The 15,332-nt window shown below is 58.2% G+C and carries 16 protein-coding genes; 10 read left to right on the plus strand and 6 right to left on the minus strand.

What is annotated here, in order from left to right:
• Positions 1 to 84 precede the first annotated feature (84 nt).
• The 4 genes from purC to ypfH all read left to right on the plus strand — a co-directional run bounded on the left by purC (position 85) and on the right by ypfH (position 4,602).
• Positions 85 to 798 (plus strand): phosphoribosylaminoimidazolesuccinocarboxamide synthase, encoded by a 714-nt coding sequence (purC, locus tag G6041_RS19030; protein WP_084999333.1) that lies wholly within the window; start codon positions 85 to 87, stop codon positions 796 to 798.
• Between the two features lie 128 nt (positions 799 to 926).
• Positions 927 to 1,787, plus strand: a complete 861-nt coding sequence (ypfJ, locus tag G6041_RS19035) for a KPN_02809 family neutral zinc metallopeptidase (protein WP_007900068.1) — start codon at positions 927 to 929, stop codon at positions 1,785 to 1,787.
• A gap of 48 nt (positions 1,788 to 1,835) precedes the next feature.
• A complete protein-coding gene (locus G6041_RS19040) occupies positions 1,836 to 3,830 on the plus strand; it encodes a tRNA(Met) cytidine acetyltransferase TmcA (protein WP_049761343.1) in 1,995 nt (664 codons plus the stop codon).
• A gap of 73 nt (positions 3,831 to 3,903) precedes the next feature.
• Positions 3,904 to 4,602, plus strand: a complete 699-nt coding sequence (ypfH, locus tag G6041_RS19045) for an esterase (RefSeq protein ID WP_041460415.1) — start codon at positions 3,904 to 3,906, stop codon at positions 4,600 to 4,602.
• Positions 4,603 to 4,662: 60 nt separating this feature from the next.
• Here the strand turns inward: ypfH and G6041_RS19050 are convergent, their stop codons facing one another.
• The 4 genes from G6041_RS19050 to G6041_RS19065 form a co-directional block, all read right to left on the minus strand.
• A complete protein-coding gene (locus G6041_RS19050) occupies positions 4,663 to 4,851 on the minus strand; it encodes a YpfN family protein (protein WP_007700459.1) in 189 nt (62 codons plus the stop codon).
• Positions 4,852 to 4,879: 28 nt separating this feature from the next.
• A complete protein-coding gene (gene dapE / locus G6041_RS19055) occupies positions 4,880 to 6,007 on the minus strand; it encodes a succinyl-diaminopimelate desuccinylase (protein WP_012124066.1) in 1,128 nt (375 codons plus the stop codon).
• A gap of 4 nt (positions 6,008 to 6,011) precedes the next feature.
• On the minus strand, positions 6,012 to 6,368 hold the full coding sequence (locus tag G6041_RS19060; protein WP_004386537.1) for an ArsC family reductase: 357 nt from the start codon (positions 6,366 to 6,368) through the stop codon (positions 6,012 to 6,014).
• Between the two features lie 104 nt (positions 6,369 to 6,472).
• Complete coding sequence (locus tag G6041_RS19065) at positions 6,473 to 6,904, minus strand: GNAT family N-acetyltransferase (RefSeq protein ID WP_012124067.1); 432 nt, start codon at positions 6,902 to 6,904, stop codon at positions 6,473 to 6,475.
• Between the two features lie 195 nt (positions 6,905 to 7,099).
• Here G6041_RS19065 and ypfM point away from each other — a divergent pair, with 195 nt between their 5' ends.
• Entirely contained in the window at positions 7,100 to 7,159 is a 60-nt protein-coding gene (gene ypfM, locus G6041_RS19070; protein ID WP_100207200.1) for a protein YpfM, read from the plus strand.
• Positions 7,160 to 7,266: 107 nt separating this feature from the next.
• Here the strand turns inward: ypfM and acrD are convergent, their stop codons facing one another.
• Together acrD and narP are read right to left on the minus strand one after the other, a co-directional pair.
• A complete protein-coding gene (acrD, locus tag G6041_RS19075; protein ID WP_084999163.1) occupies positions 7,267 to 10,383 on the minus strand; it encodes a multidrug efflux RND transporter permease AcrD in 3,117 nt (1,038 codons plus the stop codon).
• Between the two features lie 134 nt (positions 10,384 to 10,517).
• Complete coding sequence (gene narP, locus G6041_RS19080; protein WP_004386541.1) at positions 10,518 to 11,162, minus strand: nitrate/nitrite response regulator protein NarP; 645 nt, start codon at positions 11,160 to 11,162, stop codon at positions 10,518 to 10,520.
• A gap of 197 nt (positions 11,163 to 11,359) precedes the next feature.
• Between narP and nudK the strand changes: the two genes are divergently transcribed.
• The 5 genes from nudK to G6041_RS19105 all read left to right on the plus strand — a co-directional run bounded on the left by nudK (position 11,360) and on the right by G6041_RS19105 (position 15,215).
• Entirely contained in the window at positions 11,360 to 11,935 is a 576-nt protein-coding gene (nudK, locus tag G6041_RS19085; RefSeq protein WP_004386542.1) for a GDP-mannose pyrophosphatase NudK, read from the plus strand.
• A gap of 129 nt (positions 11,936 to 12,064) precedes the next feature.
• Entirely contained in the window at positions 12,065 to 13,108 is a 1,044-nt protein-coding gene (locus G6041_RS19090; RefSeq protein ID WP_012124069.1) for a DUF1176 domain-containing protein, read from the plus strand.
• 75 nt (positions 13,109 to 13,183) lie between these two features.
• On the plus strand, positions 13,184 to 14,128 hold the full coding sequence (locus tag G6041_RS19095) for a hypothetical protein (RefSeq protein WP_012124070.1): 945 nt from the start codon (positions 13,184 to 13,186) through the stop codon (positions 14,126 to 14,128).
• 221 nt (positions 14,129 to 14,349) lie between these two features.
• The gene (locus G6041_RS19100) at positions 14,350 to 14,718 is read left to right on the plus strand and encodes a hypothetical protein (protein ID WP_032968345.1); all 369 of its coding nucleotides are present in this window, start codon (positions 14,350 to 14,352) and stop codon (positions 14,716 to 14,718) included.
• Positions 14,718 to 15,215 (plus strand): YbjP/YqhG family protein, encoded by a 498-nt coding sequence (locus tag G6041_RS19105; RefSeq protein ID WP_041460416.1) that lies wholly within the window; start codon positions 14,718 to 14,720, stop codon positions 15,213 to 15,215. Before G6041_RS19100 ends, G6041_RS19105 begins: the two co-directional genes overlap by 1 nt.
• The last annotated feature ends 117 nt before the right edge of the window (positions 15,216 to 15,332 follow it).

Below are 15,332 nucleotides of genomic sequence, written 5' to 3' on the forward strand. Positions count from 1 at the left end.
AAACGTGTGCGTCGCCAGAAAATAGCAAGTTTTGTGATAAATCCTCAGGCCGCGCGAGCGGTCACCACACCTGGAGTAATAAAGATGCAAAAGCAAGCTGAGTTGTATCGTGGCAAAGCGAAAACCGTATACAGCACGGAAAACCCGGATCTGTTGGTGCTCGAGTTCCGCAATGATACGTCAGCAGGCGACGGCGCCCGCATTGAACAGTTTGACCGTAAGGGAATGGTGAACAACAAGTTTAACTATTTCATTATGAGCAAACTGGCTGAAGCGGGTATCCCGACGCAAATGGAACGGCTGCTTTCCGATACCGAAGCGCTGGTGAAAAAGCTCGACATGGTGCCGGTGGAGTGCGTTATCCGCAACCGCGCAGCGGGATCGCTGGTGAAGCGTCTCGGCATTGAAGAGGGTATCGAACTCAATCCGCCGCTGTTCGACCTGTTCCTGAAAAACGACGCGATGCACGATCCGATGGTTAACGAATCCTACTGCGAAACGTTCGGCTGGGTGAGCCAGGAAAACCTCGCGCGCATGAAAGAACTGACCTATAAAGCCAGCGACGTGCTGAAAAAGCTCTTTGACGACGCGGGCCTGATCCTGGTCGACTTCAAGCTGGAGTTTGGTCTCTTCAAAGGTGAAGTGACGCTGGGCGATGAGTTCTCGCCGGACGGTGCGCGTCTGTGGGATAAACAAACCATGGACAAAATGGACAAAGACCGTTTCCGTCAGAGCCTGGGCGGCCTTATCGAAGCCTACGAAGAAGTCGCGCGCCGTCTTGGCGTGAATCTCGACTAAGCTTTTCCTTCGCATTTTCGCAGGGTATGGCTCTCATACCCTGCGCCTTCCCCCGTTTTCTTATGGTAAAGCGCGCCTGAACCACCTACGATCATTATCATAATAATTGAGAGTGATGAGGTCAGAGTATGCGTTGGCAAGGACGTCGCGAAAGCGACAACGTCGAAGACAGAAGAAACAGCAGTTCGCCGATGATGGGCGGGCGCGGATTCCGCCTGCCTGCCGGGAAGGGCGGGCTGGTACTGCTGGTGGTTGTGGTGGTCGCCAGTTATTACGGTGTCGATCTCACCGGGCTTCTGACCGGCGGCGCGCCGGTCAGCCAGCAGGCGTCGCGCTCCATCAGCCCGAACGACGACGAAGCGGCGAAATTCACCTCGGTGATTCTCGGCACCACCGAAGAGACCTGGGGCCAGCAATTCCAGAAAATGGGCCGTACCTATCAGGAGCCGAAACTGGTGATGTACCGCGGTGCCACCCGCACCGGCTGCGGCACCGGCCAGTCGGTGATGGGCCCATTCTACTGCCCGGCGGACAGCACCGTGTATATCGATCTCTCTTTCTATGACGAAATGAAAGAGAAACTTGGCGCGGGCGGCGATTTCGCGCAGGGCTATGTCATCGCGCACGAAGTCGGCCACCATGTGCAGAAGCTGCTCGGCATTGAGCCGAAAGTGCGCCAGCTCCAGCAAAACGCCTCTCAGACCGAAGTGAACCGCCTCTCGGTGCGCCTTGAGTTACAGGCGGACTGTTTTGCGGGCGTCTGGGGCAATGCGATGCAGAAAGAGGGCGTGCTGGAAACCGGCGATTTGCAGGAGGCGCTGAACGCCGCCCAGGCGATTGGCGATGACCGCCTTCAGCAGCAGAGTCAGGGGCGCGTGGTGCCGGACAGTTTTACCCACGGTACGTCCGATCAGCGCTACAGCTGGTTTAAACGCGGTTTTGACAGCGGCGACCCGGCCCAGTGCAACACTTTTGGCAACGCGCTGTAACGCAGGCAGGTTGACGTGAATGACAGTCTCGCCACGCTGACGGCGCAGATGGCGGCGGCGGGCATCCGCCGCCTGTTAGTGTTAAGCGGTGATGAAACCTGGAGCTCACAGCAGGCGCGACAGCTGGCGAATGCTCTACCCGGCGACTGGCTGTGGGTAGGCACCGCGCCGGAGATGGCGCTCAACGGCGCGCCGGGCGCTATCAATACGCTGCTCGGGCGCGAATACCTGCATGCGGTCTTTGATGCCCGTAGCGGTTTTGACGCTGCGGCATTTGCCGCGCTCGCAGGCACGCTGAAAGCGGGCAGCTGGCTGGTGCTGCTAACGCCGCCGTGGCAGGCCTGGCCCACGCGCGTGGATAACGATTCCTGCCGCTGGAGCGACAGCCGGGAGCCCATCGCCACCCCGCATTTTATCCATCATCTTCAGCGGCTTTTTCTTGATGATCCTGATGTTATCTGCTGGCGTCAGGAGCAGCCGTTACCGTTAAGCCCGTCTGCGCCGCGCCCGCGATGGCACCCGGCCTGCGGTGAGCCGCAACAGGAACAGGCGCGGCTATTGGATGAGTTATTAACCACCACTGATGGCGTGACGGCAATCACCGCCGCGCGCGGGCGCGGTAAATCGGCGCTGGCTGGCATGTTTATTCGCGCGCTGCCGGGCAGGGCGCTGGTGACCGCGCCGTCGCGCGCCTCGGCGGAGGTTATCGCCGCGCACGCGGGCGAGAAATTTGTCTTCATGGCACCAGACGCGCTACTGGCCGCGCTTGAGGATGGCACGCTCGCGCCCTGCGACTGGCTGGTTATTGATGAAGCCGCGGCGCTCCCAGGCCCGGTGCTGCAAAAACTGGTGCGGGCGTTTCCCGCCACGCTTCTGACCAGCACCGTGCAGGGCTATGAAGGCACCGGGCGCGGTTTCCTGCTGAAATTCTGCGCGGGCATCGACGGCCTGCGCTACCGCACGTTGAGTACGCCGGTGCGCTGGGCGCAGGACGATCCGCTGGAGCGGCTGGTCAGTCAGGCGCTGCTGTTTGAGGATGATGATTTCGCCCGCACGCCCGCAGGCGAAGTTCGCTTTTATTCTGTTTCGCAGAACGACTGGCAAACCCGACCCGACCGCGCGGCCGCGTTGTACCGGTTGCTGGCGGGCGCGCACTATCGCACGTCGCCGCTCGATCTGCGCCGGATGATGGATGCGCCGGGGCAGTCTTTTATCGCCGCCGAGGCGGGCGGCGAGACGGTCGGCGCGCTGTGGTTAGTGGCGGAAGGCGGTCTTGATGCGGCGCTCAGCCAGGCGGTGTGGGCCGGTTATCGCCGTCCGCGCGGCAATCTGGTGGCGCAGTCGCTGGCGGCGCACGGCGGCGATCCGCTCGCGGCCACGCTCAGGGGGCTTCGCATTAGCCGTGTGGCGGTGCATCCGGGTCGCCAGCGCGAAGGCATTGGACGCCAGTTGATTGAGCAGGCGCGCGCGCAGGCGCCTGAAGGCTGCGACTATCTTTCCGTGAGTTTCGGCTATACGCCTGCGCTGTGGCGCTTCTGGCAGCGCTGTGGTTTTACGCTGGTGCGTTTTGGCAGCCATCGCGAGGCCAGCAGCGGCTGTTATAACGCGATGGCGCTCGTGGCGCTGAGTGCGGCGGGCGCACGGCTCGTGCGTGAAGAACACCAGCGGCTGGCGCGCGATGCGACGCTGCTTCAGCGCTGGGTGGATGAAACGCTGCCGCTAACGCCCGCCCCCCAGGCTACCCTTAATAGTGATGACTGGTTAGCGCTCGCCGGATTCGCGTTCGCGCATCGCCCGCTGGAAACCTCTCTCGGCCCGCTCTACCGGTTGCTTGAGGCGAGCCCGCAGACGTTGCAGGCGCTGCGCGGGCGGCTGGCGCTGCAAATGCCGGTGGATGCGCTCTGCCGTAAGCTCGGGCTTTCCGGGCGCAAAGCGCTGCTCGCCGCGCTGCGTCAGGAAACCGCGCTGGCGCTGGAGGCACTTGATGCGCCGCGTGCCGCGACCTTAAACGCGCAACTCATGCAATGGCAATTTTTCCACTAAGTCCATCAATGAATTGCGATGGTCATCTGTTCAGGCCGGCGTAAACTGGCTGTAACCCATGAAGGAGAGTGCCATGAGACATGATCATTTTGTGGTTCAGAGCCCTGAACTGCCTGCCAGACAACTGCTGCTGCTGTTCCACGGCGTCGGGGATAACCCGGTGGCGATGGGCGAGATAGGCAGCTATTTCGCGCCGCTGTTCCCGGATGCGCTGGTGGTCAGCGTCGGCGGGCCTGCGCCGAGCGGTCCGGCACCCGGCAGAGAGTGGTTTTCCGTGCAGGGCGTCACCGAATCCAACCGCCAGCAGCGGGTGGATGAAATTATGCCCACGTTCATCGACACTGTGCGCCACTGGCAGCGCGAAAGTGGCGTTAGCCCGGCCGCCACGGCGCTAATCGGCTTTTCGCAGGGCGCGATTATGGTGCTGGAAGGGGTGAAAGCCGCGCCTGGTCTGGCTTCTCGCGTTATTGCGTTTAACGGACGCTTTGCTGAGTTGCCGACGTCGGCGACAACCGCCACCACGGTGCATCTGATCCACGGCGAAGACGATGAAGTGATCGATTCCCGCTACGCTCAGGCGGCGGCGGATGCGCTGCTGCGCGCCGGTGGCGACGTCACGCTCGATATCGTTGAAGATCTTGGGCATGCGATCGATAACCGCAGCATGCAGTTAGCGCTCGATCATCTGCGCTATACCGTGCCGAAGCACTATTTTGATGAGGCGTTAAGCGGCGGTAAGCCTGGCGATGACGATGTGATTCAGATGATGTAACGCGGGGTGCTCCGTCAGGCGGGCTGCCTGACGGAGAGGCTGGAGAGAATAAGCAGGCGCTTACTTCTTCTTCGGCCAGTCGTCTTCGTCGTCCCACTTATCGTTAAAATCGCGGTGGGGCGGCAGTTCCGGGCGGTTATCCATAAATTTTTTATGATCCACCCGTTTTAAATCTTTAATCACGTTCAGCAGGACGCCGAGCAGAAACACCAGCACCAGCACCCACCAATATTTTCCGAGCCATTCCATGACGTTATCCTCGTCTTGAGAGCGCGCGTCAGGCGACGAGCTGCTCCATAATGCGTTGATACATACGGGCCAGCAGCTGCAGGTCGGACGCTTTCACGCATTCGTTGATCTTGTGAATCGTCGCGTTGACCGGCCCAAGCTCCACCACCTGCGCGCCCATGCGGGCGATAAAGCGCCCGTCGGACGTGCCGCCGGTGGTCAGCAGCTGCGGTTTAATTTCATTATAGTGGTGAACGGCGTTCACCACCGCATCGACCAGTTTACCGCGCGCGGTTAAGAACGGCTGGCCGGAGAGCCACCAGTCCAGCGTGTAGCGCAGCTGATATTTCTCCAGCAGCGCCACGACGCGCTGTTTAATCATCTCGTCGGTCAGCTCGGTGCTGAAGCGGAAGTTAAACTGTACGTGGAGATCGCCCGGAATCACGTTATTGCTGCCGGTGCCCGCCTGAATATTGGCGATCTGCATGCTGGTCGGCGGGAAAAATTCATTGCCGCGATCCCACTCGATACCGACCAGCTCATTGAGCATCGGCGCGGCGCGATGTACCGGGTTATCCGCCAGATGCGGATACGCCACGTGGCCCTGCACGCCGTGAATGGTCAGGTTGCAGGTGAGCGAGCCGCGACGGCCATTCTTCACCACATCGCCGACCACTTCGCTGCTGGAGGGCTCGCCCACCAGGCAATAATCGAGACGTTCGCCGCGCGCCATCAGCGCTTCGACCACTTTCACGGTGCCGTTGGTGGCGCTCGCCTCTTCATCAGAGGTGATCAGAAACGCCAGACGCCCGCGATGGTGCGGATGCTGCGCGACAAAACGCTCCGCCGCCACCACCATCGCCGCCAGCGAGCCTTTCATGTCCGCCGCGCCGCGGCCAAACAGCATCCCGTCACGAATGGTCGGTTCAAACGGCGGATTGATCCAGCGCTCGACATCGCCCGCCGGCACCACATCGGTATGCCCCGCGAAGGCCAGCGTCTCGCCGGTGCCGCGCCATGCCCAGAAATTCTGCGTGTCGCCGATGTTCATCGGCTCAACCGTAAACCCTACGGCCTGCAGCCGCTCAATCAGCAGCGCCTGGCAGCCCGCGTCATCGGGGCTCAGAGAAGGGCGACGAATTAGCTGCTGCGTCAGCTCAATAACCGGGCAAGACATAACACTAGACCTCGTTAAAATAGTGCTGGTAGGTGGATTCACTGAAACCAAGCAGCATAGGCTTACCCGGCGCGCAGAGCAATGGTCGTTTGATGATTGCCGGCATTTCCAGCATCAGCGCGGCCGCGCTGTCGGCGTCGGTAATTGCCGCGCGTTGCGCCTCGTCGAGTTTACGCCATGTGGTACCGCGAGTATTCAGCAGCGCCTCCCAGCCCAGCTCAGCGATAAATTTATGCATCATTTGTGCATCAAGGCCGTCGGTACGGTAGTCGTGAAATTGATAATCGACGTGATTATTTTCAAGCCAGCGGCGGGCTTTTTTGATGGTGTCGCAGTTTTTAATGCCGTACATCACGACCATAATTGAATCCTTTTGTCCAAAATCGGTCCAGTTAAACAAATTATCCGAACAGATAATAGGGTAAACAATAGCCTGCTAATATAACGTATCACTGACAATTATGGTTAGCGTATATATCCCTGTTCGTGCATTTTGAATAATTTTTCATCGGTGGCGCAGACCATTCCGCTGGTTAATTCGCGGAATTGATATTTTTTATAAAAAGCGACCTTATCTAAAACTGCATAGATAAAAACTTTACCAAAAGGTAAAAGCGTTGCGAGGATCTCGTCCATTAATTGATTCCCGAAACCGCGGCCCTGATAATCGGGATCGACAACAATATCGGCGACGTAACTTGACCATGTCAGATCGCTAATCGCATGCGCGGTCGCGACCAGCTTTCCCTCGTGAAATCCGTACCAGCAGAAGGTGCTATTGCGGTAGCAGCGTTCGACCTCCTGCAGGTCGCGCGCGCCGAGTCCCGCTCGTTCAATCAGCGTCGCCAGCGCCTGCCAGTCAGGCGTTTCATGGTTTTGATTTGTGATGATGCGCATGCCAGGTTGCCTCTTTTTCAGTAAAAAATTCCCGAATATTGCCAGCCGTCACACAACAGAAAACTTATCCTCGTCATAGTGAACTGTAAGCCGATAACAAATACATGAGGGAGGCTTATCAATTCGATTGGTTAAATTGTCTTCACTCCGCGTCATTATTTTTGTACCATGCAAACAATAATAAGAGAGGTCATTATGATTGAACATGAACTGGGGAACTGGAAAGATTTTATTGAAGCGATGCTTCGTAAATAAGTCCAGCAATAAGCAAGAGCACATCGCTTTAATAGACACACAGCAGTGATTCCACTCACTGAACATACCAAAAGGCGACCGTTAAGGTCGCCTTTTTCTTTTCAGGGTTATTCTTCCGGCGCAGGCTTAAGCGGAAAACGTCTGCGGATCAGTACAAAAAACAGCGGCACGAAGAAAACTGCCAGCAGCGTTGCGGAGATCATCCCGCCCATCACGCCGGTGCCCACCGCGTGCTGGCTGGCGGAGCCTGCGCCGCTGCTGGTCGCCATCGGCAAAACGCCGAAGATAAACGCCAGCGACGTCATTAAAATCGGCCGCAGGCGCTGGCGGCAGGCATCGAGCGTCGCGGCGATAAGCTCGTGGCCTTTGCTGTTCATCTCATTGGCGAATTCGACAATCAATATCGCGTTCTTGGCGGAAAGCCCGATGACCGTCAGCAGCCCCACCTGGAAATAGACGTCGTTCTCAAGCCCGCGCAGCCAGGTGGCGAGCAGCGCGCCAATTACGCCGAGCGGCACCACCAGCATGACCGAGAACGGCACCGTCCAGCTCTCATACAGCGCGGCGAGGCACAGGAACACGACCAGCAGCGAGAGCGCGTAAAGGGCAGGTGCCTGCGAGCCGGAAAGCCGCTCCTGGTACGACATCGCCGTCCACTCCAGGCCAAAGCCAGTCGGCAACTGGCTCACCAGTTTCTCCATCACGTCCATCGCGGTGCCGGTACTGACGCCCGGTGCCGCCTCGCCGACAATCTCCAGCGCTGAATAGCCGTTGTAGCGCTCAAGGCGCAGCGAGCCGGTTTCCCAGCGCGACGTCGCAAAGGCCGAGAACGGCACCATTGCACCCGCCTGGTTGCGCACATACCAGCGCGTAATATCTTCCGGCAGCATCCGGTATTTCGCGGCCGACTGCACATAGACCTTTTTCACGCGCCCGCGATCCATAAAGTCGTTCACATAGCTTGAGCCCCACGCGGTTTGCAGCGTGTCGTTAATATCGTCAATGGAAACGCCGAGCGCCTGGGCTTTGCGCTGGTCGATGTCTATCTGCAACTGCGGGCTGTCATCCAGGCCGTTGTGGCGCACGCGGGTCAGCGCAGGCTCCTGGCTTGCCATATCGAGCAGGCGATCGCGCGCCTGCATCAGCGCGTCATGCCCAAGCCCGGCGTGATCCTGAAGCTCCATATCAAACCCGGCGGAGCTGCCAAGGCCGCTGATGGCAGGCGGGCTGCTCGCGAACACGCGCGCCTCTTTAATATGGCGAAAAGCCTGCGTGGCGCGCTCAATGATGGCATCCGCGCTGCCGGTGTCCGGGTCGCGATCCTCCCACGGATTCAGGCGTACAAACATGCGCGCCACGTTCTGGCCGTTGCCGCCGGGGCCGGAGCCGACGGTCGCGAACACCGAGGCGACGTTGGCTTTTTCTTTCTCAAAGAAATACCGCTCCACCTGCTGCACCACTTTCAGCGTCTGCTGCTGGGTGGAGCCAGAGGGCAACTGGACTGACGTAATAAACATGCCGCGATCCTCCTGCGGCAGAAACGACGTGGGCAGGCGTAAAAAGAGAAACACCATGCCGCCGAGCAGCAGGGCGTAGAGCAAAATCCAGCGCAGGCTGCGCTGTAAAATTTTTCCTACGGCGGATTCATAACGCAGCGCGCTGCGCTCAAAGGTGCGGTTAAACCAGCCGAAAAAGCCGCGCGAACCGTGGTGTTCGCCTTTTTTCAGCGGCTTAAGCAGCGTGGCGCACAGGGCAGGGGTGAGGATCATCGCGACCAGCACCGACAGCACCATCGACGAGACAATCGTGATGGAGAACTGGCGGTAAATCGCGCCGGTGGTGCCGCCGAAAAACGCCATCGGGATAAACACCGCCGAGAGCACCATGGCGATACCCACCAGCGCGCCCTGGATCTGGCCCATCGATTTACGCGTGGCGGCGCGCGGCGACAGCCCTTCGTCGCTCATGATGCGCTCGACGTTTTCCACTACCACGATGGCGTCATCCACCAGCAGGCCTATCGCCAGCACCATCGCGAACATCGTCAGGGTATTAATGCTGTAGCCGAAGCTGTAGAGCACCGCGAAAGTGCCTAGAAGCACCACTGGCACCGCGATGGTCGGAATCAGCGTGGCGCGGAAATTCTGCAAAAAGAGATACATCACCAGAAACACCAGCGCGATCGCTTCAAGCAGCGTCTTCACCACGTCGGTAATCGAGGCTTTCACGAAAGACGTGGTCTCATACGCGACTTTATATTCCAGCCCGTGCGGGAAATAGTGCGACAGCTCGTCGAGCCGGTTCAGCACCAGTTGCGCCGTCGCCATCTCGTTCGCGCCGGAGGCGAGCTTCACGCCAAGCCCCGACGCCGCTTTGCCGTTATAGCGGCTCAGATAATCATATTTCTCGGCCCCCATTTCGACGGTTGCCACGTCGCCGAGCGTGACGGTCGAACCGTCCTGATTCACGCGCAGCGTAATGGCGCGAAACTGCTCCGGCGTCTGTAACAGCGACTGCGCGTTGATGGTGGCGTTCAGCGCCTGATTATCCACAGACGGCGTGCCGCCGAGCTGGCCGACCGCTATCTGGCTGTTCTGCGATTTAATCGCTGCCACCACATCCGCCGTGGTGAGCTGAAAGCTGGTGAGCTTGTCCGGGTCAAGCCAGATGCGCATGGCGTACTGCGAGCCGTAAGCGTCGATATCCCCGACGCCGTTAATACGGCTGAGCGGCTCCTGAATATTACTCGCCACATAGTCGGCGATATCCTGTTTATCCATGCTGCCATCGGTGGAGACAAACGCGATAGTCAGAATGTTGGTATCGCCGGTTTTGCGCACCGTCACGCCCTGCGTCTGTACGGCCTGGGGGAGCTTTCGCAGCGCGGATTGCAGCTGGTTTTGCACCTGCTGGACCGCTTCATCCGGGTCGGTGCCTGCCTTGAAGTTCAGCGTCACGGTCGCCTGGCCGGTGGCGCTGCTTTGCGACGACATATACATCAGGTTATCGAGGCCGGTCATGTTCTGCTCGATAACCTGAGTGACGGTATTTTCCAGCGTCTGTGCGGAGGCGCCAGGATAGTTTGCCGTGATGCGCACGTTAGGCGGCGCCAGTTCGGGATATTGCTCAACGGGAAGTGAAAATATCGCCAGTGTGCCGGTCAGGCAGATGAGAATTGCCAGCACCCAGGCAAAAATCGGGCGATCGATAAAGAAATTCGCCATGCGAGTCGGGACCTCTTAAATGCTTAGCGTCGTTATTATTGGTAGCCGCAATCACTGTAGCCTCAGGGCACACAACAAACGTGGAGAAAATAAGGAGATAATGTAAATTATCTCGCGCGACGCCGCGCAGACCCTTACGCGCTCCGGGAGCCCAGAAACAGGACGGTCGCCGCGACGCGCGAACGCACGTTAAGTTTGCGCAGTAAATTGCGAATATGCACTTTTACCGTCTCTTCCGAGATCTGTAACGCCGACGCAATCTGCTTATTGGAAAGCCCGCGCGCCACTTCCTGCAACACGTCAAGCTCGCGCCCGGTCAGCAGCGCAAACGGCGCGTCGCGTTGCTCATCAGGCTTGCGCGCGAGCAGATACGCCTGCACCTGCTCGCTGAATGCGCCAGCACCCGCCGCACCGGCCCGGATGGCCTCCAGCAGCGCTTCTGGTTCGCTGTCTTTCAGCAGATAGCCGTCAGCGCCCGCATCGGTCATGGCAAAAATATCGCTTTGCGCATCAGAGACCGTCAGTACGATAATCCGTGCGTTCACGCCGTCGCGGCGCAGCATCGTCAGCGTATCCAGCCCGCTTAAACCCCGCATATTCAGATCCAGCAAAATGACGTCCGGGGAAAGCGCCCGCGCCTGCGCTATCGCTTCTTCACCGCTGCCTGCTTCGCCCGTCACCCGAAACCGCGCATCGGTTTCAAGCAGCTGTCGCAGGCCGCGACGCATCAGCGGGTGATCGTCAACGATAAGAACGTGCCAGGGGATAATTTGCGACATGCTTACTCCGCTCTTGTGGGTTTTTTCTGCGTTGCGGCTGGATAAACCATAGCCTGAGCGTAAGCTTAACCGCCAGACGCCGCCGGCAATGGGCAGAATACCGGAAAAAGCGCCGTTATTCCGGCGACGCGCCGGGGGCGACAAATGGCGTTTCGGGTCGTACTATTCACCCCACACCAGGCGTTTATGGAGTCGCTATGTCGTTAAATGTCGAACTGATAAAAGATAAAATTCTGTCGGAAAACTACTTTGTTCTGCGCAATATCACCTACGATCTGACACGAAAAGATGGCGAAGTGGTCCGCCACAAGCGCGAAGTCTACGATCGCGGCAACGGCGCTGCCGTACTGTTGTATAACCGCGAGAAAAAAAGCGTCGTGTTGATCCGTCAGTTTCGCGTCGCCACCTGGGTTAACGGTAACCCGGACGGGATGCTGATTGAGGCGTGTGCAGGTCTTCTTGACGATGACGAGCCGGAAGTCTGCATTCGCAAAGAGGCTATCGAGGAAACCGGCTACCGCGTGAACGCGGCGGAGAAAGTCTTTGAGCTTTATACCTCCCCCGGCGGCGTTACCGAACTCATTCATCTGTTCATCGCGGAATATGACGATGCCTCACGCGCGAACGAAGGCGGCGGCGTGGAAGATGAAGAGATAGAAGTGCTGGAAATGCCCTTCAGTGAAGCGTTGGAAAAAGTCAGACAAGGCGTGATTCGCGATGCGAAAACGGTGCTGCTGCTTCAGCATCTTCAGCTACGCGGAATAATGGACTGATTTCCCTCACAATAAGAGGCGGTATTACGGATATTGCTATCCGATAAATCCGATTGAGCCGCCCGTGCAGGGCAACGAAGATAGGCGCGTTTCTTCTACCGCTGTTTACGCCCGGGATACGCGCCGTTCATGCTTTTTCGTCTGCTGTCACTCTTTAGCTGTTCTTTGCTGCTCGCCTCGCCGCTCTGGGCTGCGCCCGCGCAGAAGATTTTTAGTGACTGGCAGGTGACCTGCAATAACCAGAATTTCTGCACGGCCCGTAACGTCGGCGGCCATCAGGATCTGGTGATGACGCTGTCGCGTAGCGCCGGTGCGAAACCCGACGCGTCGCTGCGCATCGAGGCGGGCAAACCGGAGGCCGCCGTGAATAAAGCACCGCCGCTTGCCCCGCGTCTCCTGCTGGATGGCAAAACGCTGGTGCCGGCGGGCAGCAAATGGCGTGATATGCCGCGCCGCCTGATGACGGACGACCCGACCACCATTATCGATTTTCTCGATCAGATTAAAGAATCGTCGGTCATTACGCTGAAAGACGGGCCGGGGCATTTATCGCTCGACGGGCTGAAAGCCGCGTTGCTGTTTATCGACGCCCAGCAAAAGCGCGTCGGCAGCGAAACCGCGTGGATCAAAAAGGGCAACAACCCGCCGCTCAGCGTGCCGCCTGCTCCTGCGTTAAAGGGCGTCAAAATCACCAACCCGACGCCGACGCCGCTCTCTCACGACGAGCTGAACGAACTGCTCGATTACGGCACCTGGCGGATGACCAACAGCCAGTGCTCGCTTGATCCGATGCGCCGCGAAGTGCGTATTTCCGCGCTTACTGACGACACGGCGCTGATGATAATCAGCTGTGAAGCGGGTGCTTACAACACGGTGGATCTCGCCTGGCTGGTGTCGCGCCAGAAGCCGTTTGCCTCGCGCATGGTGCGCCTGCGCCTGCCGTTCCTGCCTGCCGATAAAGAGCAAGAGCTGGAACTGATGAACGCGAGCTTCGATGAAAAAACCAAAGAACTGACCACGCACTCCAAAGGCCGCGGCCTCGGCGACTGCGGCGTCGCGACGCGCTGGCGCTTCGACGGCCAGCGGTTTCGCCTGGTGCGCTACGCCGAAGAGCCAAGCTGCGACAACTGGCACGGCCCGGACGCCTGGCCGACGCTCTGGGTGACTCAATAATCCCGCTTCTGGCGGCGCGCGTTTTTGCGTATATTCCTGTGGCTTAACATAACCAATAACAATGGCAGGGAATGTATGGCTTTCACACAGGGGCTGCGCGCGGTTCTCGGACTGGCGCTCACAGGACTGACGCTTTGCGCCAGTGCCGCGATGACACCGCAGGACGAGCGCGACGCGAACGCGCTGGTCGCGCGCTGGAGCGAGTTTAAAAATCATCCCTCCGCCCAGGCAGGCGCGGCGCTTTATGGCGAACAGGTCAGCTGGTACGGCAAAGCGCTTGCGCGCGACGCCGTTATCCAGGAAAACGCCGCCTTCGTGCAAAAACATCCGCACTACGCGCAGGCCATCATCAGCAATATCACGCTCACCGAACAGGACGGGCAGCCGCTTGCCGTACAGGCCACGTTTGTGAAACAGGCGGGGCTTGAGCCACAAACGCCGCGCAACTATCCGGCGCAGCTCACCTTAACGAAACAGGCCGCAGGCTGGCACATCAGCGAAGAAACCGACTGGATAACCGAGGCGAACCGTCAGAAAACGCGCGATTACCGTCTGGCGGGTGGGCGGTTTAACGGCACGGCGAAAAGCTACGCCTGGCTGACGGCGCATGACCCGAAAACCAACGGCGTCTGCGATGAGAGTGGCGACTGCGAGTGCCAGCTGTGGAACAGCGATCCGGCGATCAAACCGGCAGCAATTGCCTCCTGCATCGGTGGCGGCGTCGAGGCGCTCTCAAACCTTGACGACAGCGGACGTGACCGCGCGCTGATTTATCCCGAATGGTGGAGCAGCGCCTGGCGGGCGACCTATCTCTATGACGTGCAGCAACAGCAGTGGGTAAAAGCGATTCCCTCGTTCTCCATGAACCTGAACGTGCAGGAGGATGTGGATGGCACGTCGCTGGTAGCGCGCGACCCGCAGCATCCGGGGCAGGTGATTGTCTCGCAGGCGCAGTGGGATGAGAAAACGGAAGATATTGTGATAAACAAAAGCGCCGAGACGCTGAACGTCCTGAAATAAAACCGCGCCGGAAATAAAAAAGCCAGCCCGTTAAGGCTAATTTAAAACCCTTGCGCCGAGGAACGAGAGGCACCCGTTCGATCCTGTTTGCTTGCAGGCGAGTTCTGCCGGGCTGAATCCGGAAATAATCATTTTACGTGGGATAATTTCAGCATTTTTATCCCACAAAATAGTTGTGGTTAACGCAATAATTCCATTTTTCATGCTTAAAGGAACTAAGAATGAACTGGAATAAAGACGTTGCTATTTCGCATCTCCGGTCCCGCGCGCTCGGTCATTCACATAACGAATGTGCGACCTTTACAAGGGAGGCTATAGCTGCTGGCGGCATACGGCTGGAGAGAACGCTAAACGCAAAAGATTACGGGCCTGCATTACTGCGCGCTGGATTTCATGAAGTCCCGCCGGGCTCAACATTATTGAGCGGTGATGTTGCTGTGATTCAGCCGTATCCCGGAGGGAACCCGAGCGGGCATATGACAATGTATGATGGCACGCAGTGGATCTCCGATTTCAGGCAACGCAGTATGTACCCGGGCCCAGGGTATCGCGCCGCCCAACCGGCTTTCAAAATATACAGGATGAATTGATGCGAGCTGCAATAGTGTTATGCGCTTTCTTGCTCTCCGCTTGCGCAGTTAAGCCGGAACAGAGCGCGCCGACGCGAGTACATTCTTTTTATTCTACTTATCTGATGTCTCTTACAAGTAGCGACAATCAATATTCGCCGTCTGATTTGCGCGAATATGTTTCTGCCGACACGATCAAGAGACTGGAGGATATCGAGTCGATATCAGAACAAGACCTGATTGGCTCGGATTACTTCGCTTATGCACAGGACTATGATCCATCATGGATATCGGCGCTAACTGTCGGTGCCGCCAGGCCGTTCATGGGGGGCGAGGTAATGTCGGTATGGATTGGCAGGGAGGGCGGGAAAAAATTAGAGCTGGAAGTGTTTGTTCGTCGGGAGTCAGACATCTGGAAGATATACCGAGTCCGTGATGTCACCGATAACTATGAGCATCCAATATTTAACGCCGGCGCCATCGCTCGCGCGAAGTCTGCTGCTCAAGGCGGCCTGTAAAGAATAACCCCAGTCATCTGCCGTAATGCCGCTCACTTAAGCTTTATGTGATTTAAAGCTGAACGGATAACGAAATCCATATCGTGTGCAGTCATAAAAAAGCCAGAATCAGGAAAC

This window comes from Cronobacter sp. HA18003 (genome assembly GCF_011605905.1).
Taxonomy (GTDB): Bacteria; Pseudomonadota; Gammaproteobacteria; order Enterobacterales; family Enterobacteriaceae; genus Cronobacter; species Cronobacter sakazakii.